Raw genomic sequence first — 23,478 nt, forward strand, 5'->3', positions numbered from 1 at the left:
TGTATTTTCCCCCGAAGGGGGTGCCCTTAGGCACACTCCCTAAGGGGTCCGTCCCAGCCCGTGGGATCGAACCCTGATCAGCCGCAGCGCTCGCGACGACGTCGAGGTTGATCGCGACCGCGATTGAGAGCAAAATCGGCTCAGATCCCGCTCAAAACGTAACGATGTCAACAAGAAACAGGGGGCAGAATAGTGTTGCCACTCAACTGTCGGTGGTCAGCGGGGGAGCTTCGACGAGAAGAGAACGTCCCCGTTGCGGTTGATCGGGCGCTGACCCGTTCGGCGTCCCTTCTCCTTCTCCGTCCAGGAGAACTCACCGCTGATGAACTTCCGGTACGCCATCGAGCCCGTATCTTCCGCGGCGTCGACGCCGGCGCGGATGAGCTTCACGAGCTCGACCCGGGAAAGCGGCTGGCCGCCGAGATCGACGACCATCCCGTCGACGGACTCGGTGATCGAGATGCCGTGACGCCGAGCCCAGCGTGCGAGCGCGGAGTCCTGGTCGATCATCTCCGTCTCCGCCGACGCGAGCTGACGCACACCGCCGACGACCCAGTCCGTGACATCTTCAAAAGTGTTCAGCAGGTCCTGGAACTTCTCGCGGATCAGGCTGTCCTCGAACGACATCTTCGCGTTCGCAACCTCGACGAGGTCATCGAACTTCTCGGCGGCACGGTAGACGGTCGACCGAGACGTGTCCGACAGCTCGGCGAGCTCGTCGACGCCGGCTCCGTCGCCGCCGTCGGTCAGCGCAGCCAGCACGGAGCGCTCAGACTCGGTCGCATCGCCGCGAGCGAAGTGCGCGACCGCCTGCTGCTCTTCACCCTCCCGGACGCTGGGCATCTTGTTGTCCACGAGGTCGAGATTCCGCTCTGACTCGGTCGCCTCGAAGTAGTGATCCGCCGTGTAGACGCGGGGGTCGGCACGCGTCGGGAGCCCTGCCCAGACGAGGACGTTCACGAGCGACTCGTCGAGCTCCGTCCGGAGCGCCTCGACGTCGAACGCGCCGTCCTCGCTCCAGGGCACCGAGGCTCGGTCGGAGTAGTCCTTCGACCACTGGATCTCAAGCTTCGGGTCCGAGAGCGGATCGTCATCTGACGATGTCTCCTCAGACCGGGCGAACTCGGGATGGTAGTACTTCACCAGCTTCCCGACGCCGCTCGGCTTCTCCGTGAGCTTCTTCCAGGTCGACTCGTCGAGCGCGACTGCGTTCCGGTGGCCGACGACCTTCTCGTTGTCCCACTTGTACTCGCCCTTCCCGCGGTTGTTCGAACCGAAGAGCGCGAGCTGGTCGAGGACGGCTCCCTGCCCGGCGACGTGTTGCTCGCCGGCGCCGCGGTCCAGGCGGAGGTACATCTCCATCTGGTAGGCGTTCGAGTGTTCGTGAACGCACTCGTCGCGGAAGTAGTGCGTACTGATGTCGAGTTCCTCCGCGAGTCGACGGAGCAACGGGATCACCTCGTCCGGCTCTAAGTTGCTGGAGTTCGCCTGAACGCGTAGGCCGTACGGGAGATATTCCGGCATCGACCCAATCCGTTCGCCGTCAGCCGTTCGCGCGTCCGGCACCGACGGCCGGAACTGGAACGAGGCCTTCCGCTCACCGAGGCCGTCTTGCGCTCGGACGGCGATCTGGTACTCGTTGAACGTCTCGTAGGGGCGCGACGGCGCCGCGATACCGCCGGACCAGTAGTTGGTCTTGTCCGGATTGATCTCCCAGAGCTCGTCGTCGAAGGCGAACGACCCGATGTCGTCGGCGATGCTGGGTTCGTACTGCGAGACAATCGCGTCGTACGGGGACAGCGAGCCGGGGTGACCGTTCTGACTAGTATCGGGCTGCGAGAACAGGAGGTGAGCGCCGAACGCGTGAACACGCGGCTCGACGCACTCAATCGGCCCCTCGACGTCGAACGTCCGGTACTCGGTCGACTCCGGGCTGCTGGGATGGACCTGCCGAGTCCCTTCGCCGGCGGCGTCGCGAAGCTCGCGCGCCTCGTCGGAATCGACGACGCCCTCGATCGAATCCTCTTCGTCACCGGTGACGGGCTCGGCGTCGCCCAGCAGCTCGTCAAGGTCGCCCTGCGGCCCGGGTTCGAGGTAGTCGTCGCTCAAAACTCCACCTCCTTCCGGGGGACGACCACGGCACCGCGCTCGCCGGCGGTGAACACCGCGACGAGCGGAACCCACGACTCGGTGACGTCGAGCGGGGGCTCGCCCGGGTCGCGATCGCTCGGATCGAACACATCGATAGAGGCGTGTTCCGGCGCGATCGCGAGGACGTAGCGACCGTCGCGATACCCACGGACCGGGACCATCTCCGAGCTGACGCGTCCGATGTGGACGCCGGCTATCCGCCGCCGTGGGATTCGTGGCGTGTCGACCGGGTCGTGGACGATCTCCTGCGTGACGGGATTCGCCGCGACCTTCTGGTCATCAACCCACCGGGCGATTGGTCGCCGAAGGACGAGGTGATCGAGTCCCTCTGTTTCTTGAGTGCGATCGTCACTCATCGCGATGATCACCCCCGTAGAGCGCGCGGCGAGCGTCCGGGTCGAGGTCGTGAACGCCCTCGTGTTCGCGGAACCAGTTGAGGAACTCGCCAGCGGACGACCGGCTGATCTCCACCGACTCTCGGGGTTCGAGGTTCCGATCGATGGTTACGAACCGAACTTCACCGTCCTCATCGGGCTCTGCGCTGTCGAACAGGGCCCAACCGTCGACACCGAGTGCGACGCGACGCATCCTCTCGCCGTCGACGGAAATCTCTTCGGGGACCTCCTCAAGCGTGAGGAATCGATCGCCGACGACGGCGTAGACATCGGGATCCTCAAGTTCGTCGAGGCTTCTGATGCGCTCCCAGATCTCTCGGTTGTGATGTCGGTACCGCGCGACGTGATACTCGCAGTACGCGACATCGCCTCCGATCTCAGGCCAGGGGAGACGGTAGCTCTGTTCACGATCGCAGTGACCACACTCACAGAGGCCGTGTTTGTCGACGGGGCCGACCTCAGGAACGAGCGCTCGATGGGCGCCCGAGTACCACGGCTCGCTGCGTGTACGGCTCATCGGCTACCTCCGTCGGCGCGTAAGGCGGCGCCAACACGCTGTCCACGGTTACGGTTCGGGTCCTCGGCGGGATCGACGAGGTCAATGTCGACTCCGGCGGCGCTGCCGCGGCTGATGCGACGGAAGCAGTCACACCCGAGGCACCGGTGCGCGACGTCGTCTTCATCACCGAAGACAGCCCGGAACCTATCAGAGACGTGACCGTCACAATACCGGCACTGCGCGGTTTCGTCGGAACCGCCGGGTTGGCGGTTCATAGCGCACCCCCCGAATCCGGTTTTCGGGTGTTAGACAGTGCTAAGACTGCTGATAATGAGAATAGGTAAAATTTCTGATGGGACCGCTGAGAGTCGAACTCAGGTCATACGGACCCCATCCGCATAGGATACCACTACCCCACGGTCCCTGACTACACGCAGACGAACGGCGGTCCGGTAATTAAGGACTTCGCTTCACTCGTCGGCGGCGTCCCGCGACGCCACGAGGTCGCCGTCGTCCCGGACTGCGAGGCTCCCGATCGGGTCGCCCTCGTAGACGGCCAACCCCTCGCACCGGCCGAGGACGTAGCCGTCGCGGTCGGCGCGGACCGTCGCGCGTGCCGTTCCCGTTGCGCCGACCACGTCGGCGAGCGCGTCGCCCTCGCCGAACGCGTCGCCGGCGTCGACGCGGTGGCGGACGAGTCCGGCCGCGTCCATCGCCGGTCCGCGGAATCGTCGCACGGGGAAATCGACCGGCGCGGGGTCGACGCCGACGCCGGGGTCGCCGACCGACTCGGGCGCGTCGCCGGGGGCCAGCAGCCCCATCTCGACCGCGACGCCGACCACGCCCGCGACGCCCGCGTCGAGGAGCGCGTCGTCGACGACGCTGTGCGCGCCGATTTCGGCCGTGAACGCCGGGATACCGGCCTCGTTGAGCACGGCCCCCGCGGTCGAGCGCTGGAGGTTCTCCTCGACGTACTCGGCCGCGGGGTACTCGCGCACGACCGGGAGGCCGAACGCCTCGACGAGCCGACCGAGTTCGGCGGAGAGCGCGGCCGCCTCCTCCTCGCTCCGCCGGTCGCCGTACAGGACACGGTCGCGGATGACGAAGGGTTCGCTGCCGACGCCGGCGGTGTGGCAGTCGATCAGCGCATCCGCGGCCGCGTTCGTCCCGACGGAGTCAACGGGGTCCGCGGTCGCGTCGCCCGCGAATGCGTCGGTGCCGGCCGGGAATTCGTCGTTGCCGTCGACTGCTCGGCCGGTGATCGCGGCGTACAGCCGGGCGTCGATCCGCTCCTGGAGCTTCGGCGGGCGGGCCGACTCGGCGTCCGCGTCCGGGAAGTGGCGGTTCGGATCCTCGTCGGCGTAGTAGGTCTCTCGCGCGTTCCGTCGCAGTCCGGCCGGCGAGACCACGGGCACCGCGACCACCGCGCCGGCGAGGTCGGCGAGACGGTCGCCGAGGACCGCGACCGCGTCCTGAACGACCGCGACGCCCGTCGCCTCGTCGCCGTGGACGCCGCCGGTGAGCCACAGCGTGGGCCCGTCGGCGGCGCCGTTCGCGACCGCGACCGGGAGCCGTTCCGAGCCGCCGGTCGGCAGGTCCGCGACCGGGAGCCGTCCCCGGTCGAGCGTCCCCGGCGCGGCGCTCGCGCTCCCGAGCGTTATCCGTCCGTCCGCCTCCCCGTCCGCGTCCGGCTCGTCCATACCCGAACCCGGCGTGGCCGACCTATAAAAGAACGCGCTCCAAGTCGACGACCTTCCCGCGGTCCGCGCTCGGGTCGCCGACGACGCGCCCGAGGCAGACCGCGGTGCCGTCCGGGGTGAAACACGCGACGAGCGGCGGATCGCCCCCGTCGGCGTCGATCTCGCGACCGGTGACCGTGTCGGGGACCGCCGCGTCGTCCGCGTCGATCACGCCGGGCGCGTACACCGGCGCGCCGGTCGCGACGCTGCGCGCGGCCGACCGCGCGACCGTCACCGCGGGGAGGTGCGTCAGGGCGTCCTCGGCCGGACGGACCACCTCGCGGAGGAGCGCGTCGTCGCCCTCCTCGGCCCAGGCGAGCGCGTCCACGAGGTCCTGGAGCGGGCGGAGGTCGCGGTCGTCGAACGGGTCGGTGGCGGTGCGGCGGAGGTGGCCCATGTGCGCGCCGACCCCCGTCGCGAGCCCGAGGTCGTGACAGAGCTTCCGGACGTACGTCCCCGACTCACAGCGGATCCGGAGGAGCGCCCGGCGGTCGGCGACCTCCAGCACGTCGAGGTCGTGGACCGTTCGCGTGCGGAGGCGACGGCTCACGGCGCTCTTCCGGGGCGGCTTCTGGTACACTTCACTCTCGAACTCCGCGATCACCTCGCGGAAGTCCGCCGGCGGGGGCCCGTGGAGCTCCAGCACCGCGACGTATTCCTTCGCGCCTTCGAGGAACACCTGCGCCATGCGCGTCGCGTCGCCGGTCAGCGTTGGCAGGCAGCCGGTGACCTTCGGGTCGAGCGTGCCGGAGTGGGCGACGCCGCCGGTGGGGGGACCGGCCGGATCGAGCGCGGCGAGCGTCTCGTCTATCGCGTCGCGCACCCACGCCGACACCTGATGCGATGAGGGGCTGGCGGGCTTGTCGAGGTTGACGACGCCGAACCGCAGCAGTTCCGGCACCGAGCGCTCGCCGGGCGGCGCGCGAAGCGGGTCCTTCCCGTCGGCGGGAGCGTCGGCGTCGGGGTCTGTGGCGTCTGTCATGCGGAGGCGGGGTGGAGACTCAGAAGTCGTACACGACGCCCTCGACGGGCGATTTCCCCTCGTCGTCCTCGGGGTCGTACGCCTCGACGGTCGCGACGAGGACGTCGAGGAACCGTTCGGGGCCCCAGCGGGCGGTGTTGTACGCGGCGTCGTAGATCGAGAGGTCCTCGATGTCGATGTTGTAGTACTCCCGGTACCGCTTGCGCTCGGAGGCCTCGCGGCGCTCCGTCTCCGTCCGCGCGCGGTCGACCGGCTTCGCCTCCCGCTCCGCGATCCGCTCGGCGCGGACCGACAGCGGCGCGTCGAACCAGAACCGGAAGTCGGCGTGGTCGGCCGCGAGCCACCCGGCGAGCCGCGATTCGAGGACCACGTCGTCGCGCTCGACGGCGATCTCGCGGAGCCGGCGGTCGAGGTCGCGATCGATCTGGGGGTCCTCCTCGGCGAACTCGTTGAACTCGACGGGCGTCATGTCGCGTTCGGCCGCCATCTCGCGGAAGATGTCGCCGCCGGAGACGTGTCCGAGGCCGAGCGCGTCCGCCAGTTGGACGGCGTTAGTGCTCTTCCCGCTGCCGGGCGGGCCGGAGACGGTGATCAACATATCACCACTGCGCGGGTGTCGTTCAAAACGGTTGTCGTTCGGCCGCGGCGGGGCCGTCCGTTCGCGGGCAATCCGGCCCCGCTCGGTCAGGGCTCGTCGTCGGCCGTCGCGGCCGTCATCGACCAGACCGCGACGAGGCCGAGGAGGAGCGCGGGGACGAGCGGGAGCGCGAGGTACGTCGCGAAGAAGGGGAGACCGAACCAGCCCGCGGCGTACGGGTAGACGTAGATGATCCCGGGGATGACGAGCGCGCAGGTGAATATCGCCGCCGTCAGCGCCCACCCCTTGCGGCCGAAGCCGTCGGCGGCGGGCTCGTCGGCGGCGGTCGGGCCGCCGGCGCCGTCGTTGTCGGTCGCGTCGGCGCCGTCGTCGGTGCCCGGGACGTGGACGTAGCCGCCGTCGGTGGTGCCGTCGGCGGTCGCGTCCGCGTCGTCGTCGGTCTCAGAGCTCACTGTCCGGCTTTACCACCACTTTGCCAAAGCCCTCACGGTTTTCGATCATCTCGTGTGCGCGCGCGGCCTCGCTCATCGGGAGGACCTCGCGGACGCGTGGCTCGAAGGTGCCGTCCCAGACGAGCTCCAGCACGTCGTCGACCTCGCCGGGGGTCGCCATCGTGGAGCCGATGACGGACAGTTGGTTCCAGAAGATGCGGTTGAGCCCGGCGCCCGGGTTCGGGCCGGTCGTGGCCCCACAGGTGACGAGCCGGCCGCCCTTCGCCATCGACTTCAGCGAGTCGGGGTAGGTGGCCTCGCCGACGTGGTCGACGACCACGTCGACGCCGCGCTTGCCGGTGAGCGCGGCGACCTCCTCGGCGAAGTCGTTCGCCTCGTAGTCGATGACGTGGTCGGCGCCGCACGCCTCGGCGTGCGAGAGCTTCTCCTCGGTGGAGGCGGTCGCGAACACCTCACAGCCCGCGTGGTCGGCGATCTGGACCGCCGCGTGGCCGACGCCGCCGGAGGCGCCCAAGACGAGCACCTTCTCGCCGGCCTCGATGTCGGCGCGCGTCTGGAGCATGCGCCACGCGGTCTGGAAGACGAGCGACGCGGAGCCGGCGACCTCCCAGTCGACGCCGGACGGGACCGGGACGAGGTTCGCGGCTGGCACCGTCGCCTTCTCCGCGTGGACGCCGCGGACGTGCTCGCCGATGATGTGGAAGGAGACGCACAGCGACTCCTCGCCGTTGCGACAGAACTCGCAGTCCCCGCAGGAGACGCCGGCGCTCACGGCGACGCGGTCGCCCGGCTCGAAGCGCGTCACGCCCTCGCCGACGGCCTCGACGACGCCCGCCGCGTCGCTGCCGGGGACGTGCGGCATCTCCAGGTCGATGCCGGGCATCCCGCGTCGCGTCCAGATGTCGAGGTGGTTCAACGCGCCGGCCTTCACGTCGACGAGGACCTCGCCGCGGTCCGGCTCCGGGTCGGGGAACTCGCCGTACTCGATCACGTCGCGGTCGCCGTGGTCGTCGAACTGAACGGCCTTCATGCTCGGACCCTCCCGCGGGACCCACTAAACAGTACGCTTCACGGAAGCGGGCGGTCACCCTCTCGCCGCACCCGGCGAACCCGCGGGACTGCGCGCGCACCGACCGTGCGAGTGGCCCACAGCGACCCGACCGTTTCGTGATGTTTAAGTACCGAAGGCGGGAGCATACGAACGCACGAACTGCAGGGGCGTCGGGCCCCGAGTCCGCAAGGGCGATGATACAACGCGGGTTGCGGTAGCCAAGCCTGGCCCAAGGCGCAGGGTTGCTAACTCTGTGGCGTCACTGCCTCCGGGGTTCGAATCCCCGCCGCAACGCTCGAACGGACGAGTACCGCCGATTCGCGTCGGTAGGGCTCACCACAACCAACACATGAGCACGGAAGAATCACAGGACGACTCGCCGGAGGAGGAGGAAGACCTCCAGTACTTCGTTCGGATCGGGGGCGCGGACCTCGACGGGACGAAGACGGTCGAGCGAAGCCTGTCCGAACTCGACGGCATCGGCACGCGCACGGCGCGGCTGGTCGCCGAGAAGGCCGACGTGGACCGCAACGCCACGTTCGGGCTCCTCGACGAGGAGGACATCGACGCGGTGGTCGACATCGCCGAGAACCTCGAAGACCACGTCCCGTCGTGGATGACGAACCGACAGAACGACTTCTTCACCGGAGAGACGACGCACCTCGTCGGCACCGACGTCAGCGAGAAGCGCCGTCACGACATCAACCGGATGAAGGTCATCGAATCGTACAAGGGCGTGCGCCACAAGCGCGGGCAGAAGGTCCGCGGCCAGCGCACCAAGTCCACGGGTCGCTCGGAGGGGACCATCGGGGTCAACGTCGAGGAGATCCGCGAGGAGATGGCGGACGACGAAGGCGGTGACGACGAATGAGCACCGGAAAGAACACCAAGGGCTACGAGACGCCGAACCACCCGTACCAGGGCGAGCGCATCGCCGAGGAGTCCGACCTCCTCTCGCGGTACGGCCTGAAGAACAAAGAGGAGTTCTGGCGCGCCCAGTCCGAGCTGCGTAACATGCGTCGGGAGGCCCGACGGCTGCTCGGCGAGGCGCAGGGCGACGTCGAGGCCGCCCAGGACGCCGGCGCGGAGTTCGTCACCCGGCTCCGCCGCATCGGTATCCTCGGCGACAACGACGACATCTCGACGGTCCTGTCGCTCGACGTGACCGACCTCCTGGAGCGTCGCCTCCAGACGGTCGTCTACCGACAGGGCTTCGCCTCCTCGACCCAGCAGGCCCGCCAGTTCATCGTCCACGGCCACATCACCGTCAACGGCGCCCGCGTCACGCGCCCGTCGGTGAAGGTGGACGTCGACGACGAAGGCGCCATCGCCTTCGACGAGACGAGCCCGCTCGCGGACGATCTCCACCCCGAGCGCGCGGAGTCACAGGAGTAACCAACCATGAGTGAATCCGAGGACGGAAAGTGGGGCATCGCCCACGTGTACGCGTCGTTCAACAACACGCTCATCACGGTCACCGACGAGACGGGCGCCGAGACGATCGCCAAGTCGTCCGGCGGCACCGTGGTGAAGCAGAACCGCGACGAGGCGTCGCCGTACGCCGCCATGCAGATGGCGGAGGTCGTCGCCGAGCGTGTCAAGGACGCCGGTCTGGAGGGCGTGCACGTTCGCGTGCGCGGCCCCGGCGGCAACCTAAACAAGTCCACCGGTCCCGGTGCGCAGGCGACGATCCGCGCGCTCTCGCGTGCGGGCGTCGAGATCGGTCGCATCGAGGACGTCACGCCGATCCCGCACGACGGGACGAAGGCGCCGAAGAACAAGCGAGTCTGACATGACCGAAGACGAATTCGACGTCCAGTACGTCGAACGGGACGAACGCAGCGCGCGGGTGCTGATCCGCGGGCTCACGCCGGCGTTCGCCAACGGCATCCGCCGCGCGATGATCGCCGACGTCCCGACGTTCTCGATCGACACCGTTCGGTTCGTCGAGAACTCCTCGGTCATGTTCGACGAGATGATCGGCCTGCGTCTGGGGCTCGTGCCCCTGACGACGCCGCTCGACGACTTCGAACTCGGCGACGAGGTCACCCTCGCGCTCGACGTCGAAGGCCCGGCGACGGCGTACTCCGGCGACATCGAGAGCAGCGATCCGCTCGTCGAGGTCGCCGACGAGAACGTCCCGATCATCGAGCTGAAGGAGGGACAGCGGTTGGAGTTCGAGGCCGACGCGGTCCTCGACACCGGCAAGGAGCACGCCAAACACCAGGGCGGCGTCTCCGTCGGCTACCGCCACCTCCAGCGCGTCACGGTCGAGGGCGACCGGGGCGAGTTCGACGACGACGAGCCGAACATCCTCCGCGGCGTCATCGAGACGCCCGAGGGCGACATCGAGCTCACGGACGAGTTCGACAACGACCTCTCGGAACGGTTCCCCGGGAAGGAGGTCGCGGTCGAGGACGTGCCGGGCGCGTTCGTCTTCCACATCGAGACGGACGGCTCGTTCGACGTCGAGGAACTGCTGCTCCGCGCCATCGACTCCATCGAGGAGCGCGCGGACGAACTACAGACGAAAGTCGCAGTCTAAGGAAATGACGGCCCTTCGAACCAACACCCTGACCGTCGCCCCCGCCGACAGCCGCGGCGCCGCTCCGACCGCCGGAGCGCCCGCGGCCGACGCGGCGGACGGCGGGACCGAAAGTGGTTTGAAGGGAGCCGGAATACGGTGGAGTGCACGCAGGGATAGCCAAGTCAGGCCAACGGCGCAGCGTTCAGGGCGCTGTCCTGTAGAGGTCCGCAGGTTCAAATCCTGCTCCCTGCACTCCGTTTTCCACGAACTCTCCGTTCAGGAGGGACAGCTATGAGTAGCAAGACGAACCCGAAACTACAGAACCTCATCGCCGATCTGAAGTCGGTCTCGCGTGACTCCGGTGCCAACGTGTGGCAGGACGTCGCCGACCGACTGGAGAAGCCACGGCGCACGCACGCTGAGGTCAACCTGGGCCGCATCGAGCGGTACGCTCAGGAAGACGAGACGGTCGTCGTCCCCGGCAAGGTGCTGGGCAGCGGTGTGCTCGAAACGAACGTCACCGTCGCCGCCGTCGACTTCTCCGGGACCGCCCGGACGAAGATCGACCAGGCCGGCGAAGCGGTGACGCTGGAACAGTTCATCGAACAGAACCCCGAAGGAAGCGACGTGCGGGTGATCCGATGAGTCTCGCGAAGATCGACGCGGACGTCGTGGTCGACGCCCGCGACTGTATCCTCGGTCGCGTCTCCTCCGAGGTCGCGCAGCGCGCCCTCGCCGGGGAGACCGTCGCCGTCGTCAACGCCGAGCGCGCCGTCATCACCGGCAACGAGGAGGCGACGATGGAGACGTACCACAAGCGCGCGGAGCTCGGCTCGGACAGCGGGCCGTACTACCCCAAGCGCCCGGATCGGATCTTCAAGCGCGCCATCCGCGGCATGCTGCCGTACAAGTCGGAGGACGGCCGCGAGGCGTTCTCGAACGTGCGCGTGTACGTCGGGAACCCCTACGAGCGCGACGAGGACGTCGAGAGCGTCGTCCTCGACGGCACCTCGCTCGACCGCCTCTCGAACATCAAATTCACGACGCTCGGGGACATCTCCGAGTCTCTGGGAGCCAACGTCACATGGTAACGAACACCTCAGGCAAGAAGAAGACGGCCGTCGCCCGCGCCACCGTGCGCGAGGGCGAGGGCCGCGTGCGTATCAACTCCCAGCCAGTCGAGCTGGTCGAACCGGAACAGGCGCGGCTCAAGATGCTGGAGCCGTTCCGCATCGCGGGCGAGGAGCTCCGCGAGGGCGTCGACATCGACATCGACGTCGAGGGCGGCGGCTTCAGCGGGCAGGCGGACGCGGCGCGGACCGCGATCGCCCGCGGCCTCGTCCAGCACCTCGGCGACGCCGAGCTGCGCGACGCGTACATGAACTTCGACCGCACCCTGCTGGTCAACGACGTGCGCCAGTCCGAACCCAAGAAGTGGGGCGGACCCGGCGCGCGCGCTCGCTACCAGAAGTCCTACCGCTGAGGTGATCCAGTCATGATGATCCCGGTCCGGTGTTTCACGTGCGGCAACGTCGTGGGTGAACACTGGGAAGAGTTCAAAGAGCGGGCTCGCGAGGGCGACGAGGACCCCGGCGAGGTGCTCGACGACCTCGGGGTCGACCGGCACTGCTGCCGGCGCATGCTGGTCAGCCACCGCGACCTGGTCGACGTCGTCTCGCCGTACCAGTAACCATGTCAGGACAGCGATACAATCGATACGAGAAGGCACGCATCCTCGGCGCGCGAGCGCTACAGGTGTCCTACGGGGCGCCCGTGCTGATCGACACGGACCAGACGGAGCCCATCCTCGTCGCCGCGGAGGAGTACGACGCGGGCGCGCTCCCGTTCACGGTCCGGAGGGAGAGCTGATGACGCGGATCACCAGCGTCTCGCTCCGCCGCGTCCTCGACTCGCGCGGGAACCCGACGGTCGAGGCCGACGTGCTCACCGAGTCCGGCGGCTTCGGCCGCGGCGCGGCCCCCAGCGGGGCCTCGACGGGCGAGTACGAGGCGATCGAACTGCCCGCGAGCGAGTCCATCGCGAAGGCCCGCGAGCACGCGGTGCCGCGCCTCGAAGGCGTCTTCGCGGGCGACCAGCGCGCGGTCGACAACGCCTTGCGCGCCGCCGACGGGACGGACGACTTCTCCGCCATCGGCGCCAACAGCGCGGTCGCCATCTCGATGGCGGCGGCGAAGGCGGCCGCCGACGTGCTGGGCGCGCCGCTGTACCAGCACCTCGGCGGCGCGTTCCGCGGCGAGAACTTCCCCGTTCCGCTCGGCAACGTCGTCGGCGGCGGGGAACACGCCAAGGAGGCGACCCACATCCAGGAGTTCCTCGCGGCCCCTGTCGGGGCGCCGAGCGTCTCGGAGGCCGTCTTCGCGAACGCCGCGGTCCACGCGGCGGTCGCGGACGTGCTCGACGAGCGCGGCGTGCCCGCGGCGAAGGGCGACGAAGGCGCGTGGGCGCCGCCGATCTCGGACGCCGACGCGTTCGAGGTCGTCGACGAGGCGGTCGACCGGGTCGAGGAGGAGGTCGGCTTCGAGATCCGCTTCGGGCTCGACATGGCCGCCGCGGAGCTGTACGACGACGACCGAGAGGCGTACGTCTACGGCGACGAGACGAAGTCGGCCGACGAGCAGATCGAGTACGTCGCCGGCCTCGTCGACGAGTACGACCTCGCGTACGTCGAGGACCCGCTCGACGAGAACGACTACGAGGCGTTCGCGGAGCTGACCGACCGGGTCGGCGACCGGACGCTGATCTGCGGCGACGACCTGTTCGTCACCAACGTCGAGCGGCTCCAAGACGGGATCGACGCGGGCGCGGCCAACAGCATCCTGATCAAACCGAACCAGATCGGGACGCTGTCGGACGCGTTCGACGCCGTCGAACTCGCCGCCCGCAACGGGTACGAGACGGTCATCTCCCACCGTTCGGGCGAGACCGAGGACGCCACCATCGCACACCTCGCCGTGGCGACCGACGCCGGCTACATCAAGACCGGCACGGTCGGCGGCGAGCGCACCGCCAAGCTGAACGAACTGGTCCGCATCGCGGACGACGCGGTATGACGGGCCCACACCACGCATGAGCGAAGACAACGACGCGGTCGAACTCGACGACGACGCGGAGACCGAGGCGGTCGACGCGGCGGTCGAGGAGGAGGCCGACACGACCGAGGAACCGACCGCCGACGCGGGCGCCGAGGAGGCGTCCGCTGACGCCGAAACTGGGGCGACCGCCGACGCCGAGAGCGAGGCCGCCGAGGAGGACGAAGAGGAGGCCTCCCCGTTCGACGACGACGTCATGCCCGACGACGACGTCGACCTGCTGATCCCCGTCGAGGACTACCTCTCCGCCGGTGTCCACATCGGGACCCAGCAGAAGACGAAGGACATGGAGCGGTTCATCCACCGCGTCCGCGACGACGGGCTGTACGTCCTCGACGTGAGCCTGACCGACGAGCGGATCCGCACGGCCGCGGACTTCCTCGAGAACTACGATCCGGAGCAGATCCTCGTCACGTCCTCGCGGCAGTACGGCCGGTTCCCGGCCGAGAAGTTCGCGGACGCCATCGGCGCCCGCGCCCGCACGGGGCGCTTCATCCCGGGCACGCTGACGAACCCCGACTACGCCGGCTACATCGAGCCGGACGTCGTCGTCGTCACCGACCCGATCGGTGACGCGCAGGCCGTCAAGGAGGCCATCACCGTCGGCATCCCGGTCATCGCGATGTGCGACTCCAACAACCAGCTGTCGAACGTCGACCTCGTCATCCCGACGAACAACAAGGGTCGCCGCGCGCTGTCGGTCGTCTACTGGCTCCTCGCCAACGAGACGCTCGACCGCCGCGGGGCCGACACCGTGTTCGCCCTCGAAGACTTCGAGGACGAACTCTAACGCGGTCGGTTTTCGAGTCCACTTCCGTTTCGTTCCGTCACCGTCCGCCAGCCGCCGGCAAAGCGACCCGACGCACGGCGCGTTCAGGTGATATCAGGGACGGACGCGGGTGGTCGGACTCACCACACCGCAGAGACACCTAACAGTCCGAGCCCACCGGTCAGTAGACCAACCGCGATGAACGCGACGCCGAGTACGCGGACTAATCCCTTGACCACGGCCTGCGCTATCGGGCCGGCGCTCTCGACTTGTTCTTTCGTCTTGTATCCGCGAGAGAACGATCCGTCCGGACGCAACACTGCCACGGATCCGAAATACACCAGAAACGCGCCGAATAGCAAGAGCCCGATCGAGAGCGACAGTTCACCGACGGTCATCGGATAGGAGGACACTTGCGTCCGACAAAGCGTTACGGGGTCGTCAGTTCGGTCCCGTAACGCCTCACGCAGTTGTCGCGGCACCGACCGAACTGCGTGGCGAACATGACGGTTGTATAAATGACACATTTGAAAAATTACTCGTTTTTGACTAATACTTTTTGTTCGGCGGTCCGTTAGGCGATCCACGGGCAGATCTGTATGAAACGACGGCAACTGCTGGGCGCTGTCGGTGTGTCGGTGACGGCGTCCCTCGCCGGCTGTTCCACCGAGTGGATCGACGCGGTAGACGATCAGGGGGGCGCGAGCGGCGACGACTCCGCTTCGGAGACACGTTCACGGCTCTCGACGGGCCTCGCGCGGATCGACATCGACGAGTACGACGCCGAGGTGCTCGTGGTCCGGACGTTCTCGCTGAACGACCTCAGCGGAGTCAAGGAGTCGATGGCGTATCTCAGGCGCCTGGACGCGGCGATCCCGATGTCGCTCGATATCGACCTCGGGTCGCTCGCCGACGCGGTGGTAGTATCGGAGGGGACGTTGGTCGAGCTGACGGCCCCCGGTGACGGCTCGTTCGAATCGGCCGTCTCGGGGCTCGAAGGCAGCAGTGAGCAGATCGGCGCGTTCGACCTCTACTCGGTCGACGACGGCGTCGTTGCGATCGACGGTCGTCGGCTGCTACTGGCTCGGGCGGACGACTCGCTCTCGCTTTCGCCGCGGGAATTGGTGCGCCGCGTGATCGAGGGCGAGTCGACTGAGGGTTCGACCGCGACGACGACCGAACGGGCCGCGGTCGAATCGGTCGTCGACGCCGTAGAGGCCGACGCGCTGCGGTCGGTCGCCGTCCCGTTGAACGGAGACGCGTTCGGGCCCGAAACGCGGTTCGTGCCCGGCGCCCGAGCGGCCGCCTGGGGAGTTGCCGTCGGCGATTCGATCGGTGGGCCGAGCGTCGAAACAAAACTGGCCGTCGGATTCCCGGAGGGGGAAGCGTCGACTCGGCCGGTCGTCGACGCGCTCCCCGAAGAGTGGGGAGAACACTATACCGGCGGAGACGACGGAGTGGCCGGTCCCCGCGTTGTCGGGGCTATCGACGAGTCGGAGTTCGTTCACGTGGACGCGGACACGGCGTCGGTCGAGGGGAACACGGTGACCGTGACCGCATCGGGTGACGGAGAGCCCCACGACGGACGCAACCCGTACCTGCGGCCGCGCGGGGTGGACGACCTGCTGATCGTCGAAGTGACGGCGAGGCAGTACGAATTCCGGTTCAGTTACCCGCAGTACGGTGTGACGGGCCGAGAGGAACTCGTCGTCCCCGTTGATCGGCCGGTGGCGTTCGGCCTCAAAAGCGAAGACGTTCACCACAGACTACACGTCCCGGACTCTGACCCCGAACTCGTGTACGACATCTATCCAGGGATCGAGCGGTTCACCGACGTGGTGACACTGAGTGGTTCCGGCGAGTACGCCGGAGTCTGTCGCGAGTACTGCGGTGCGGGCCACACGAACATGGTTACGAGCGTGCGGGTGACGGGATCGTCTGCGTTCGACGACTGGATCGGTGCGGCGTAACGCCGTCGGGGAAATACGCCGCCGCTACGAGCCTCCTGATCGGAGGCGGTCGTTCTCAATCGGCTTCTTGCTCGAACGCCCCGACTCCGGCGAGAAGACGTGCCGGACGACGACCTCAGACGATGTCCGGCGTGAACGGGTACGAGTAGACCTGGCCGTCGTTCGCTTTCACCGTCGCGACGAGGACCAAGACCAGGTCGACGATTGCGATGATCGGGAACAGCAGGAGCCCGACGAACACGAAGCTCAGCACGGCGGCGAGCATGAGGGCAGCGAAGACGACGATCTGGAAGTTCAGCGAGTTCTTCGCGTTCTGTTTAACGAGTTCGTCGTCGTCGTCCGCGAGGATCAGGAACAGGATCGGCCCGAGGAAGGAGGCGAACAGCGCCGACGCGTGAGAGAGCGCCGCCAGCGTCGTGTCGCCGTCGACGCGACCGTCCGCGGTGTCAGTGGCTGGTGTCGACATAGCGGGAGTTTGGTTTCGTAGCTGAGAGATAAGCTTTGGGAGAGAACAGGCCGCTCGGCGGGACCCCGTCGACCGCCGCCCGCGTCAGTCGGCCGTCGACGCGGCGTCGTCGCCCGTCGCGCCGTCTCCGGCCTCCGCCGGCACGTCGTGGGTCCACCGCGGCTCTATCTCGCGGTTCGCCACCACGATCCGGTCGCCGGCGTCGGTGTCGATCCGCGTCTTCCGGAGTTCGATGGCGGCGACGGTGCCGGTGACGCCCTTCGCCTCGACGCGGTAGCCGACGTTGAAGTCGGGGTCACGCAGGAGGTAGACGCCCGCGACCGTGTCCTCGATCATCTCGGAGAGGGCGTACGAGACCCCCAGGGCGATGAAGCCGACGGCGGTACCCAGACTCGCCGCGATGTCGCCCATGCCGAGCACCTTGAGGAACGTGAGCGCGACGCCGAACCAGAGGAAAATGGAGACGAGCGTGACGATCAGGTCGCCGACCAGTTCGCGGTCGCCGACGTACAGCCGTCCGATCGACCGCCGGACGAGCGCGAGGACGACCCTGACCGTGGCGTACGCCAGCGCGAGGAAGATCAGTCCAGAGAGCAGTCGGGGGACCGCGACGACCAGCCCCTCGACGAAGTTCGCGAGCGAGCGGGCGGCGAGCGACGAGATCCGTGTCATTACCGACCGAACGGAGCGTCGGTCCGAAAAGGTAGGGGACGAAGCGGCCGACCGCGTCAGCTCGCGTCGGTGTCGGAGGTGAAGACGGCGTCGAGGTCGACACTCGGATCCCGCCGGGGCTCGCTCTCGCGTCCCGACCGCTCGTCGGGGGCTCGCTCGCTCGCGCGTCGCATCAGGACCTCGTGGGTGTCCCGAGACGGTTCGTCCGGTCCCGGCCTCGCCTGAACGTAGCTTCCGTCCGGGCGCATCTCCCAGCGGCGGCGGTTGTCGTCGAGCATCGTCGAGAGTACCTCGTCGAGGGTCTGGCGCAGCGACGGGTCCTCGACGGGCGCCACGGCCTCGACGCGCCGGTCCAAGTTCCGCGTCATCCAATCCGCGGAGCCGATGTAGTAGTCCGGGTCGCCGGCGTTGTCGAACCGGAAGACGCGGGAGTGTTCGAGAAACCGACCGACGACGCTGTGGACACGGACCGATCCGGTGACGCTCTCGACTCCCGGTCGGAGCCGACAGATCCCGCGCACGATCAGGTCGATCTCGGCGCCCGCCTCCGCCGCCTCGTACAGCCGCTCGACGACGCCCGGGTCCTCGAGGGCGTTCATCTTCGCGACGATACGCCCGCCGCGTCCAGCGAGCGCGTGGTCGCGCTCCCGGTCGATCAGGTCGTAGAGCCGCTCCCGGAGCGTCTCCGGAGCGACGAGCAGCTTCCGATAGCTCCGGTTTCGTGAGTGGCCGGTGAAGGAGTTGAACAGCCGGACGAGGTCCTGGCCGACGTCGTGGTCGGCGGTGAACAGCCCGAGGTCGACGTACCCCTTCGCGGTCTCCGAGTGGTAGTTGCCCGTCGCGACGTGCGAGTAGAGCCGCACGTCGTCGTCCTCCTCGCGCACCGCGAGCGCGACCTTGCTGTGTGTTTTGAGGTCGACGGTGCCGTACGCGACGTGGATCCCCTCCTCCTCTAAGCGTTTCACCCATCGGAGGTTGTTCTCCTCGTCGAACCGCGCTTTGAGCTCGACCATCACCGCGACCTGCTTCCCGTTCTTCGCGGCGTCGATGAGGCTTGCGAGCACGCGGGAGTCGGGTGCCGTCCGGTAGATCGCCGCCTTGATCGCGAGCGTGTCGGGATCGTGGGCGGCAGCGTCGAGGAACGTCTGAACGGTGTCGGTAAACGAGTGGTACGGGTGGTGGACGAGGGCGTCGCCCGACCGGATCTCCTCGAACAGCTCCTCGGGCTGTTTCGCGTCGAGCCCGACGAACCGCGGGTGCTGTTGCGGCGTCCACGCCGGGCGCTTCAGGTCGGGCGCGTCGAGCTCGTAGAGGCTTCCGAAGTCGGAGAGCGCCAGCGGAGCACGCCGCTCGAACACCTCCCGTTCGTCGACGTCTAAGTGCTCGACGAGGAGGTCACGGACCGCTGGCGAGGTGTCCTCGTCGACCTCGATGCGGACGAGCGTCGCGAAGCGCCGCTGCCGGAGCACGTCCTCGATCCGTTCTATCAGCCCCTCCGCGACGTCCTCGTTGCGCCTGACCTCAGCGTTGCGGGCCACGCGGAACGTCGAGTGGTCGACGATCTCGACGTCCGGGAACACCAGATCGAGGTTGGCGGCGATGACGCGCTCGACGGGCACGACTCGCGTCTCGCCGTCCTCCGGAAGCTGCGGATCGGCGGGGACCAGCCGTGGGAGGTTCTCCGGGACCTTGATCCGCGAGAATCGGACCGTACCGTCGGGCTTGCGGGTCCGAACCGCGAGCGACAGCGAGAGGTTCGAGAGGAACGGGAACGGGTGGGCGGGGTCGAAGGTCAGCGGGGTGAGCGTCGGGAGCACGGAGGACTCGAACCGCTCTCGGAGGTGATCGACCTCTTCGGGCCGGAGGTCGTCGTAATCGAGCACCTCCACGCCGGCCTCTCGGAGGGCGGGCTTCACCGCCTCGTGGTAACAGCGCGACTGCGTCTCGAACAGGTCCGCGGCCATCGAGAGCGCGTCCGACCACTGCTCGCGCGGGGTCGCACCGTCCACGGTCGGCTCCGTCGTCCCGGCGTCGATCTGCTGTTTGAGCCCGCCGATCCGCTTCATGAAGAACTCGTCGAGGTTCCGCGTCAGGATCGAGAGGAACCGGAGCCGTTCAAGCGGTGGCTGCCGGTCGTCCGTCGCCTCGTGGAGCACGCGCCACTGGAAGCCGATCTCGGAAAGCTCGCGGTTGAGGTACCACCGCTCGTCGTCGAACGCCTCGCCCGTCGGCGGCGGGTCGGTCGCGATCGGCGGGGTGCGGGGCGGCGCGGCACGCTGCCACGTCTCCGGCGAGAGGACGACGGCGTCGCCGTCCGCCGCCTCGCCTTCAACCGATTCCTTTGCGGCCTCGTCGTCTCCTCCCTCTCCCTCGGCGTCGTCTCCGCCGGCCCCGCGGTCGGAGTCGGTCATCTCAGCCCAGCTCGGCCACGTCGACGATCTTGGCGTCGCTCCGTTCGACGCCGCCGCGGAGCGCCGGGACCGCGGTGACCGTGCCCTCGCGGAGGTCGTACGCGGTGAGCGAACCGCCGTAGACGCAGCCGGTGTCGAGTCCGACCGCCCACTCGGTGACGACCGGGTCGTCGAGCACTGTGTGGCCGAAGAACACCCGCGGCGGCCCGGCGTACTCCTCGTACCAGTACGGCGGGTCGTAGCTGCCGCCCGGCACCAGCGAACGGGTGTTCTGGAGGTCGTCGATGGTGTGTTCCGCGAGCGGTTTCCGCGGGTCGACCCCGCCGTGGACGATCAGATTCTCGCCGACCGTTATCGCGACCGGCAGCGACTCGATCCACGCGAGGTCGTCGTCGGACAACCGCTCCAAGGACTTTTCGCCCCGAAGCAGCTTCTCCTCGTTGTTACCCCGGACCGTGAACATGTTGTCCGCGCGCCGCACGCGCTCGACGACCGCCGCGCTGTCCGGCCCCTTGCGGACCAAGTCGCCGACGAACACCACGAGGTCGTCGTCGGTGACGCCGAGCGTCGACAGCAGCCGGTCGAGCGGTTCGGGACAGCCGTGTACGTCCCCGACGACGTACGCGTCCTCGTACTCGTCGAGATCGATGTCGAGATGGTGCGGTTCGACGTCCGGGTGAAAGCGACCCATTGCGTCCGGGTAGGGAGATTCGACTAATAAACGCCGCTAAGAGCGGTACATACCGATATATAACTCTCCGGCTCGCTCGTTTCGGTGAGCCGTCACCCGGACGCGACGTGTTGACAGCCCGCCTCCATCCGGACCGTCGGATCGCCGTCCCGGTCGTTCTCGACCCAGAGCTCGACGCCGCTTCGGTTCGGCTCCTCACAGGGGAGTTCCGCCCGCTCGAATCCCGGCCAGTCCCGCTCGAAGCGGGTTCCGTCGATGGTCACGACGACGGTCTCGGGCGCGGACGATCCGGAGAACGTCGCGTCCTCGTCCGCCTCGTTGCCGTCCGAGATCCGGTACGTCTCCTCGAACAGCGTCGCGCCGCTCCCGTCGAGGACCGCGACGGTCACGTCGTGGGTCTCCTCGCGCTCACCGAGGTAGACGCTCACCCAGTGGGCAGAGACGGGGGCGGATCCGGAGCTACCGCACCCGGCGACGGCGGCGACGGCGGTCGACAGTCCAGCGGCGAACGCGCGGCGAGTCGTGGAGGGCATCGGTCTCGACTGGTCCACAAATCCACTTAAACCGGTCGCTCGCGCTCCGTCGCGGCGGCTCGGTCACGAACAGGTCGATCGGTACCCGTTCTCCGGGCCGTCCGAAAACACGAAGGAGTGGCTCAGCGAGTTCCTCGGACAGTCGGCGAACTCGGTCCGTACCACTCGCCCGTCGGGCGCCTCAAACACGTACAGAACGGCCGTTCCGGGCTCCCAAGCGCCGAACGACGCCGTGGCCGTCTCCCCGGCTGGAACGGACAGCCGGCGCACCGTGGCGTTCCGCGCCGCACCGAGCGACAGGTTGTAGTACGGTCCCGCGGCGTCCAGCCGGACGAGTTCGATCGTCTCCCACATCCCGGCGTCGTTCGTCGCGCGGACGGTGAGCTCACCGGCTGCGACCGGGCCGTCGATCAGGTAGGCGGTCATCCGATACGACGTTGACTCGGCGTTCTCGACCGTCACGTCGGCCGAGGAGCCACCGGGCGCGGTACAGCCGGCGGTCGCGATCAAGAGGACACAACAGAGGGCGAGGGTGCGGCGGGGCACGGTTCCTCGGTCTCGTTGCGGAGTTATCAACGCTTTCCCGCCGCCTAGGCGTCTGCTCGCGCCGCGGGGAGCCACGCGGGCGGCGTGACCTCGCTGTCGGCGGAGCGGGGAGCGACCACGTACTCGAACCGCTTGGACTCGCCCGCCCGGTCGTACGCGAGGGCGGCCTCTCGGACGACGCCGTTCCGGTCGACGGTCAGGTAGCCCCGGATGTCGGTCGCGTTTCGGACCGCGACGCCCGTCGGCGCATAGCGGATCAACCGCTCGCCGTCCTCGTCGACGGTCCGAACCGCGCGGAAGTCCGCGACCGTCAGGACCCGGGAGGCGACCGCCCACATCGAGTCGGCCGCGCGGTACCGCGTCTCCGCCAGCGACCCGTTGGACGCCTCGAAGGAGACGTCCCTGTTCCGGGCGCTCCGGCTGTACCGGACGCCCCCGTCGACGTACACCTCGCTGCGCGTGACGTCGACGTACCCGTTGTGAACGTCGAGTCGGAACCGGGTCCGCTCCGAGGTCGCGTCGTACTCGTAGTCGGCGTACGCCCCGGCGCGGAAGCGCTCGACCGCGATTCCCGTCACCGGCTCCGTTCGGAGGAAGGTCACGGACCGCTCGCGCGCCGTCGCGATGTCGATCCCCGTCCGGGAGAACCCCGCCGGAAACGAGACGTCTGCGAGCCGCTCGTCTGCGGTCTCGTTCACCTCGGAGTCGGACGGTCGGGAATCGGTCGGCGCCGACTCCGGCGACGAGGCATCGGGCGGTGCCGGTCCGCCCGGAGCGACCCCGCCGCAGCCGGCGAGCAGGAGGAGAAGGGCGACCGCGGCCGCGGCGCGAGCCCGCTTCGGCGCGTCGATTCCTCGCGGCATCGCGGTGGCCAAACTACTGGCGAGCCCGATCGGCGGGCGCTCCGCCGTCGCCTGACAGCGCAGACCGAGCCTCCGCGACCGTCTCGTCCACCCGCGCCCACGCGACGGGCGGCTCGACCGCCGCGAGCTCCGTGTCGAGCGCGTCGAGCCGCTCGGCGAACCGGTCGTCCCAGTCCGTGCCGTCGGCGAGCGCCTCGGCGCTCGCGGTCACCTCGGCCGCGAGGTCGTCGAGTCGCGCGTCGACGCCGTCGGGGAAGGCGACGCCGTCGCGTTCGGCCCACGCGCGGAGGTCCTCGGCCTCGGCGCGGAGGTCGGCGACGACGAGGTCGAGGACGCGCGCCTGAACGCTCGCGTCGAACCGTCGCTCCGGGTCGGGCGCCTCGGCGGCCCGGAGCCCGTCGACGGTCTCCGCGAGGGACTCGGCGGACTCCTCGGCAGCCTCGATCTCGTCGACGAGCCCGTCGTGGCGGCGGTTCGCCGAAGAGAGCCACGCCTCGAACGCCTCGAGTTCGGTTTCGAGGTCGTGGGCGACCCGGACCACGTCCTGCGCGCCGGTCGTCACCTCGTGGAGGTCGACCGCGGCGCGGTACACGTCCATCGGCGACTCGGGGTCCGCCCTGGCCGCCGCGAGGTCGTCGCCGAGCGCCTCGACCTCCGCCCGGAGGTCGTCGAGCCGCGCCCCGAACGCCCGCCTGCGGACCTCGACGACGTCGAGGTCGGGCGCGTCGGCGGCGGCCGCGGTCGCGTCCTCGTGGGCGCGCGTCGCGAGGTCGACGCGGGTCTCGGCGGTGGCGAGGATCTGCGACACGTCGGTGACGGTCGACTCGAACGCCGCGGCCGTCACGGTCCCGTCGTCGGTGACGGGGTCGAGCGACCGACGGACCGAGTCCCGGTCCTCGCCGGTCCGCTCGGTAACGACTTCGACAAGTCTGTCTACTGAAACGTCTCTCGCCGCGGGGTCGATCATGTGCGTCCGTACTCGACACGCCGGTGTTATACCTTCCGTCAGAACTGAAAATAATCCGATAGAGGCCGTCAGAGCGGTATGTTCTT

Annotated in this window: 29 protein-coding genes and 3 tRNA genes; 14 read left to right on the top strand and 18 right to left on the bottom strand. The window is 68.6% G+C overall.

What is annotated here, in order from left to right; all coding sequences use genetic code 11:
• Positions 1 to 216 precede the first annotated feature (216 nt).
• The 9 genes from DVK05_RS06075 to DVK05_RS06120 form a co-directional block, all read right to left on the bottom strand.
• Positions 217 to 2,109, bottom strand: a complete 1,893-nt coding sequence (locus DVK05_RS06075; RefSeq protein WP_121562519.1) for a hypothetical protein — start codon at positions 2,107 to 2,109, stop codon at positions 217 to 219.
• Positions 2,106 to 2,507: a hypothetical protein gene (locus DVK05_RS06080; protein ID WP_121562958.1), complete on the bottom strand. Its 402-nt coding sequence runs from the start codon at positions 2,505 to 2,507 to the stop codon at positions 2,106 to 2,108. Before DVK05_RS06080 ends, DVK05_RS06075 begins: the two co-directional genes overlap by 4 nt.
• Positions 2,500 to 3,063, bottom strand: coding sequence for a hypothetical protein (locus tag DVK05_RS06085; RefSeq protein WP_121562520.1), 564 nt, complete (start codon positions 3,061 to 3,063; stop codon positions 2,500 to 2,502). Before DVK05_RS06085 ends, DVK05_RS06080 begins: the two co-directional genes overlap by 8 nt.
• A 335-nt stretch (positions 3,064 to 3,398) precedes the next feature.
• Positions 3,399 to 3,469: transfer RNA gene (locus DVK05_RS06095), tRNA-Pro, on the bottom strand.
• 46 nt (positions 3,470 to 3,515) lie between these two features.
• Complete coding sequence (locus tag DVK05_RS06100) at positions 3,516 to 4,745, bottom strand: succinylglutamate desuccinylase/aspartoacylase family protein (protein WP_121562522.1); 1,230 nt, start codon at positions 4,743 to 4,745, stop codon at positions 3,516 to 3,518.
• Between the two features lie 22 nt (positions 4,746 to 4,767).
• Positions 4,768 to 5,766 carry an RNA-guided pseudouridylation complex pseudouridine synthase subunit Cbf5 gene (locus DVK05_RS06105; RefSeq protein ID WP_121562523.1) on the bottom strand — a complete coding sequence of 333 codons (999 nt, stop codon included), beginning with the start codon at positions 5,764 to 5,766 and terminating at the stop codon, positions 4,768 to 4,770.
• Between the two features lie 19 nt (positions 5,767 to 5,785).
• Positions 5,786 to 6,364: a (d)CMP kinase gene (gene cmk / locus DVK05_RS06110; RefSeq protein WP_121562524.1), complete on the bottom strand. Its 579-nt coding sequence runs from the start codon at positions 6,362 to 6,364 to the stop codon at positions 5,786 to 5,788.
• A gap of 86 nt (positions 6,365 to 6,450) precedes the next feature.
• Entirely contained in the window at positions 6,451 to 6,816 is a 366-nt protein-coding gene (locus DVK05_RS06115; protein ID WP_121562525.1) for a hypothetical protein, read from the bottom strand.
• Positions 6,806 to 7,846, bottom strand: coding sequence for a zinc-binding dehydrogenase (locus DVK05_RS06120; RefSeq protein WP_121562526.1), 1,041 nt, complete (start codon positions 7,844 to 7,846; stop codon positions 6,806 to 6,808). Before DVK05_RS06120 ends, DVK05_RS06115 begins: the two co-directional genes overlap by 11 nt.
• 229 nt (positions 7,847 to 8,075) lie before the next feature.
• Between DVK05_RS06120 and DVK05_RS06125 the strand changes: the two genes are divergently transcribed.
• From DVK05_RS06125 to rpsB, 13 genes are all read left to right on the top strand, one after another.
• A tRNA-Ser gene (locus DVK05_RS06125) sits at positions 8,076 to 8,161 on the top strand.
• Between the two features lie 55 nt (positions 8,162 to 8,216).
• On the top strand, positions 8,217 to 8,738 hold the full coding sequence (locus tag DVK05_RS06130) for a 30S ribosomal protein S13 (RefSeq protein WP_053771106.1): 522 nt from the start codon (positions 8,217 to 8,219) through the stop codon (positions 8,736 to 8,738).
• Positions 8,735 to 9,262 (top strand): 30S ribosomal protein S4, encoded by a 528-nt coding sequence (locus DVK05_RS06135; RefSeq protein ID WP_121562527.1) that lies wholly within the window; start codon positions 8,735 to 8,737, stop codon positions 9,260 to 9,262. The genes DVK05_RS06130 and DVK05_RS06135 overlap by 4 nt, the downstream gene beginning before the upstream one ends.
• 6 nt (positions 9,263 to 9,268) lie before the next feature.
• On the top strand, positions 9,269 to 9,658 hold the full coding sequence (locus tag DVK05_RS06140) for a 30S ribosomal protein S11 (RefSeq protein WP_004046448.1): 390 nt from the start codon (positions 9,269 to 9,271) through the stop codon (positions 9,656 to 9,658).
• Position 9,659: 1 nt separating this feature from the next.
• Positions 9,660 to 10,412: a DNA-directed RNA polymerase subunit D gene (locus DVK05_RS06145; RefSeq protein ID WP_053771104.1), complete on the top strand. Its 753-nt coding sequence runs from the start codon at positions 9,660 to 9,662 to the stop codon at positions 10,410 to 10,412.
• Between the two features lie 149 nt (positions 10,413 to 10,561).
• Positions 10,562 to 10,646, top strand: a tRNA-Leu gene (locus DVK05_RS06150).
• Between the two features lie 39 nt (positions 10,647 to 10,685).
• A complete protein-coding gene (locus tag DVK05_RS06155; RefSeq protein ID WP_006112315.1) occupies positions 10,686 to 11,039 on the top strand; it encodes a 50S ribosomal protein L18e in 354 nt (117 codons plus the stop codon).
• A complete protein-coding gene (locus DVK05_RS06160) occupies positions 11,036 to 11,485 on the top strand; it encodes a 50S ribosomal protein L13 (RefSeq protein ID WP_121562528.1) in 450 nt (149 codons plus the stop codon). Before DVK05_RS06155 ends, DVK05_RS06160 begins: the two co-directional genes overlap by 4 nt.
• Positions 11,479 to 11,877 carry a 30S ribosomal protein S9 gene (locus DVK05_RS06165; RefSeq protein ID WP_053771101.1) on the top strand — a complete coding sequence of 133 codons (399 nt, stop codon included), beginning with the start codon at positions 11,479 to 11,481 and terminating at the stop codon, positions 11,875 to 11,877. Before DVK05_RS06160 ends, DVK05_RS06165 begins: the two co-directional genes overlap by 7 nt.
• A gap of 12 nt (positions 11,878 to 11,889) precedes the next feature.
• A complete protein-coding gene (locus DVK05_RS06170; RefSeq protein ID WP_006628058.1) occupies positions 11,890 to 12,084 on the top strand; it encodes a DNA-directed RNA polymerase subunit N in 195 nt (64 codons plus the stop codon).
• A gap of 2 nt (positions 12,085 to 12,086) precedes the next feature.
• Positions 12,087 to 12,263, top strand: a complete 177-nt coding sequence (locus tag DVK05_RS06175; RefSeq protein WP_006628057.1) for a DNA-directed RNA polymerase subunit K — start codon at positions 12,087 to 12,089, stop codon at positions 12,261 to 12,263.
• Entirely contained in the window at positions 12,263 to 13,465 is a 1,203-nt protein-coding gene (gene eno, locus DVK05_RS06180; RefSeq protein WP_121562529.1) for a phosphopyruvate hydratase, read from the top strand. Before DVK05_RS06175 ends, eno begins: the two co-directional genes overlap by 1 nt.
• Positions 13,466 to 13,481: 16 nt before the next feature.
• Entirely contained in the window at positions 13,482 to 14,294 is an 813-nt protein-coding gene (rpsB, locus tag DVK05_RS06185) for a 30S ribosomal protein S2 (protein ID WP_121562530.1), read from the top strand.
• A gap of 119 nt (positions 14,295 to 14,413) precedes the next feature.
• On the opposite strand, the gene DVK05_RS06190 is transcribed toward rpsB, so the two are convergent.
• Positions 14,414 to 14,671, bottom strand: a complete 258-nt coding sequence (locus DVK05_RS06190; protein WP_121562531.1) for a hypothetical protein — start codon at positions 14,669 to 14,671, stop codon at positions 14,414 to 14,416.
• 396 nt (positions 14,672 to 15,067) lie between these two features.
• On the opposite strand from DVK05_RS06190, the gene DVK05_RS06195 reads away from it, so the two are divergent.
• A complete protein-coding gene (locus tag DVK05_RS06195) occupies positions 15,068 to 16,243 on the top strand; it encodes a hypothetical protein (protein ID WP_158598852.1) in 1,176 nt (391 codons plus the stop codon).
• 115 nt (positions 16,244 to 16,358) lie between these two features.
• Here the strand turns inward: DVK05_RS06195 and DVK05_RS06200 are convergent, their stop codons facing one another.
• The 8 genes from DVK05_RS06200 to DVK05_RS06235 all read right to left on the bottom strand — a co-directional run bounded on the left by DVK05_RS06200 (position 16,359) and on the right by DVK05_RS06235 (position 23,392).
• Positions 16,359 to 16,709, bottom strand: coding sequence for a DUF4870 domain-containing protein (locus tag DVK05_RS06200; protein ID WP_121562533.1), 351 nt, complete (start codon positions 16,707 to 16,709; stop codon positions 16,359 to 16,361).
• Between the two features lie 84 nt (positions 16,710 to 16,793).
• Positions 16,794 to 17,381 (bottom strand): mechanosensitive ion channel domain-containing protein, encoded by a 588-nt coding sequence (locus tag DVK05_RS06205; protein ID WP_121562534.1) that lies wholly within the window; start codon positions 17,379 to 17,381, stop codon positions 16,794 to 16,796.
• Positions 17,382 to 17,437: 56 nt separating this feature from the next.
• The gene (gene ppk1 / locus DVK05_RS06210) at positions 17,438 to 19,792 is read right to left on the bottom strand and encodes a polyphosphate kinase 1 (protein WP_121562535.1); all 2,355 of its coding nucleotides are present in this window, start codon (positions 19,790 to 19,792) and stop codon (positions 17,438 to 17,440) included.
• 1 nt (position 19,793) lies between these two features.
• Positions 19,794 to 20,483, bottom strand: a complete 690-nt coding sequence (locus DVK05_RS06215) for a metallophosphoesterase family protein (RefSeq protein ID WP_121562536.1) — start codon at positions 20,481 to 20,483, stop codon at positions 19,794 to 19,796.
• 92 nt (positions 20,484 to 20,575) lie between these two features.
• Positions 20,576 to 21,016, bottom strand: a complete 441-nt coding sequence (locus tag DVK05_RS06220) for a hypothetical protein (RefSeq protein WP_121562537.1) — start codon at positions 21,014 to 21,016, stop codon at positions 20,576 to 20,578.
• 63 nt (positions 21,017 to 21,079) lie between these two features.
• Positions 21,080 to 21,562: a hypothetical protein gene (locus DVK05_RS06225; RefSeq protein WP_121562538.1), complete on the bottom strand. Its 483-nt coding sequence runs from the start codon at positions 21,560 to 21,562 to the stop codon at positions 21,080 to 21,082.
• A gap of 44 nt (positions 21,563 to 21,606) precedes the next feature.
• Complete coding sequence (locus DVK05_RS06230; protein WP_233562171.1) at positions 21,607 to 22,260, bottom strand: hypothetical protein; 654 nt, start codon at positions 22,258 to 22,260, stop codon at positions 21,607 to 21,609.
• 178 nt (positions 22,261 to 22,438) lie between these two features.
• Positions 22,439 to 23,392 carry a halo transducer protein gene (locus DVK05_RS06235; RefSeq protein WP_121562540.1) on the bottom strand — a complete coding sequence of 318 codons (954 nt, stop codon included), beginning with the start codon at positions 23,390 to 23,392 and terminating at the stop codon, positions 22,439 to 22,441.
• Positions 23,393 to 23,478: the final 86 nt, after the last annotated feature.

Origin of the sequence: Halorubrum sp. Atlit-8R, from assembly GCF_003666025.1 — an archaeon.
GTDB lineage: Archaea > Halobacteriota > Halobacteria > Halobacteriales > Haloferacaceae > Halorubrum > Halorubrum salinarum.

Bases quoted from the DNA above. Each gene is read 5' to 3' on its own strand.
- DVK05_RS06080 (WP_121562958.1), bottom strand. From the start codon at position 2,507: ATGAGTGACGATCGCACTCAAGAAACAGAGGGACTCGATCACCTCGTC.
- DVK05_RS06085 (WP_121562520.1), bottom strand. From the start codon at position 3,063: ATGAGCCGTACACGCAGCGAGCCGTGGTACTCGGGCGCCCATCGAGCG.
- DVK05_RS06100 (WP_121562522.1), bottom strand. From the start codon at position 4,745: ATGGACGAGCCGGACGCGGACGGGGAGGCGGACGGACGGATAACGCTC.
- DVK05_RS06105 (WP_121562523.1), bottom strand. From the start codon at position 5,766: ATGACAGACGCCACAGACCCCGACGCCGACGCTCCCGCCGACGGGAAG.
- cmk (WP_121562524.1), bottom strand. From the start codon at position 6,364: ATGTTGATCACCGTCTCCGGCCCGCCCGGCAGCGGGAAGAGCACTAAC.
- DVK05_RS06120 (WP_121562526.1), bottom strand. From the start codon at position 7,846: ATGAAGGCCGTTCAGTTCGACGACCACGGCGACCGCGACGTGATCGAG.
- DVK05_RS06130 (WP_053771106.1), top strand. From the start codon at position 8,217: ATGAGCACGGAAGAATCACAGGACGACTCGCCGGAGGAGGAGGAAGAC.
- DVK05_RS06135 (WP_121562527.1), top strand. From the start codon at position 8,735: ATGAGCACCGGAAAGAACACCAAGGGCTACGAGACGCCGAACCACCCG.
- DVK05_RS06140 (WP_004046448.1), top strand. From the start codon at position 9,269: ATGAGTGAATCCGAGGACGGAAAGTGGGGCATCGCCCACGTGTACGCG.
- DVK05_RS06145 (WP_053771104.1), top strand. From the start codon at position 9,660: ATGACCGAAGACGAATTCGACGTCCAGTACGTCGAACGGGACGAACGC.
- DVK05_RS06155 (WP_006112315.1), top strand. From the start codon at position 10,686: ATGAGTAGCAAGACGAACCCGAAACTACAGAACCTCATCGCCGATCTG.
- DVK05_RS06160 (WP_121562528.1), top strand. From the start codon at position 11,036: ATGAGTCTCGCGAAGATCGACGCGGACGTCGTGGTCGACGCCCGCGAC.
- DVK05_RS06165 (WP_053771101.1), top strand. From the start codon at position 11,479: ATGGTAACGAACACCTCAGGCAAGAAGAAGACGGCCGTCGCCCGCGCC.
- DVK05_RS06170 (WP_006628058.1), top strand. From the start codon at position 11,890: ATGATGATCCCGGTCCGGTGTTTCACGTGCGGCAACGTCGTGGGTGAA.
- DVK05_RS06175 (WP_006628057.1), top strand. From the start codon at position 12,087: ATGTCAGGACAGCGATACAATCGATACGAGAAGGCACGCATCCTCGGC.
- eno (WP_121562529.1), top strand. From the start codon at position 12,263: ATGACGCGGATCACCAGCGTCTCGCTCCGCCGCGTCCTCGACTCGCGC.
- rpsB (WP_121562530.1), top strand. From the start codon at position 13,482: ATGAGCGAAGACAACGACGCGGTCGAACTCGACGACGACGCGGAGACC.
- DVK05_RS06190 (WP_121562531.1), bottom strand. From the start codon at position 14,671: ATGACCGTCGGTGAACTGTCGCTCTCGATCGGGCTCTTGCTATTCGGC.
- DVK05_RS06200 (WP_121562533.1), bottom strand. From the start codon at position 16,709: ATGTCGACACCAGCCACTGACACCGCGGACGGTCGCGTCGACGGCGAC.
- DVK05_RS06205 (WP_121562534.1), bottom strand. From the start codon at position 17,381: ATGACACGGATCTCGTCGCTCGCCGCCCGCTCGCTCGCGAACTTCGTC.
- ppk1 (WP_121562535.1), bottom strand. From the start codon at position 19,792: ATGACCGACTCCGACCGCGGGGCCGGCGGAGACGACGCCGAGGGAGAG.
- DVK05_RS06215 (WP_121562536.1), bottom strand. From the start codon at position 20,483: ATGGGTCGCTTTCACCCGGACGTCGAACCGCACCATCTCGACATCGAT.
- DVK05_RS06220 (WP_121562537.1), bottom strand. From the start codon at position 21,016: ATGCCCTCCACGACTCGCCGCGCGTTCGCCGCTGGACTGTCGACCGCC.
- DVK05_RS06235 (WP_121562540.1), bottom strand. From the start codon at position 23,392: ATGATCGACCCCGCGGCGAGAGACGTTTCAGTAGACAGACTTGTCGAA.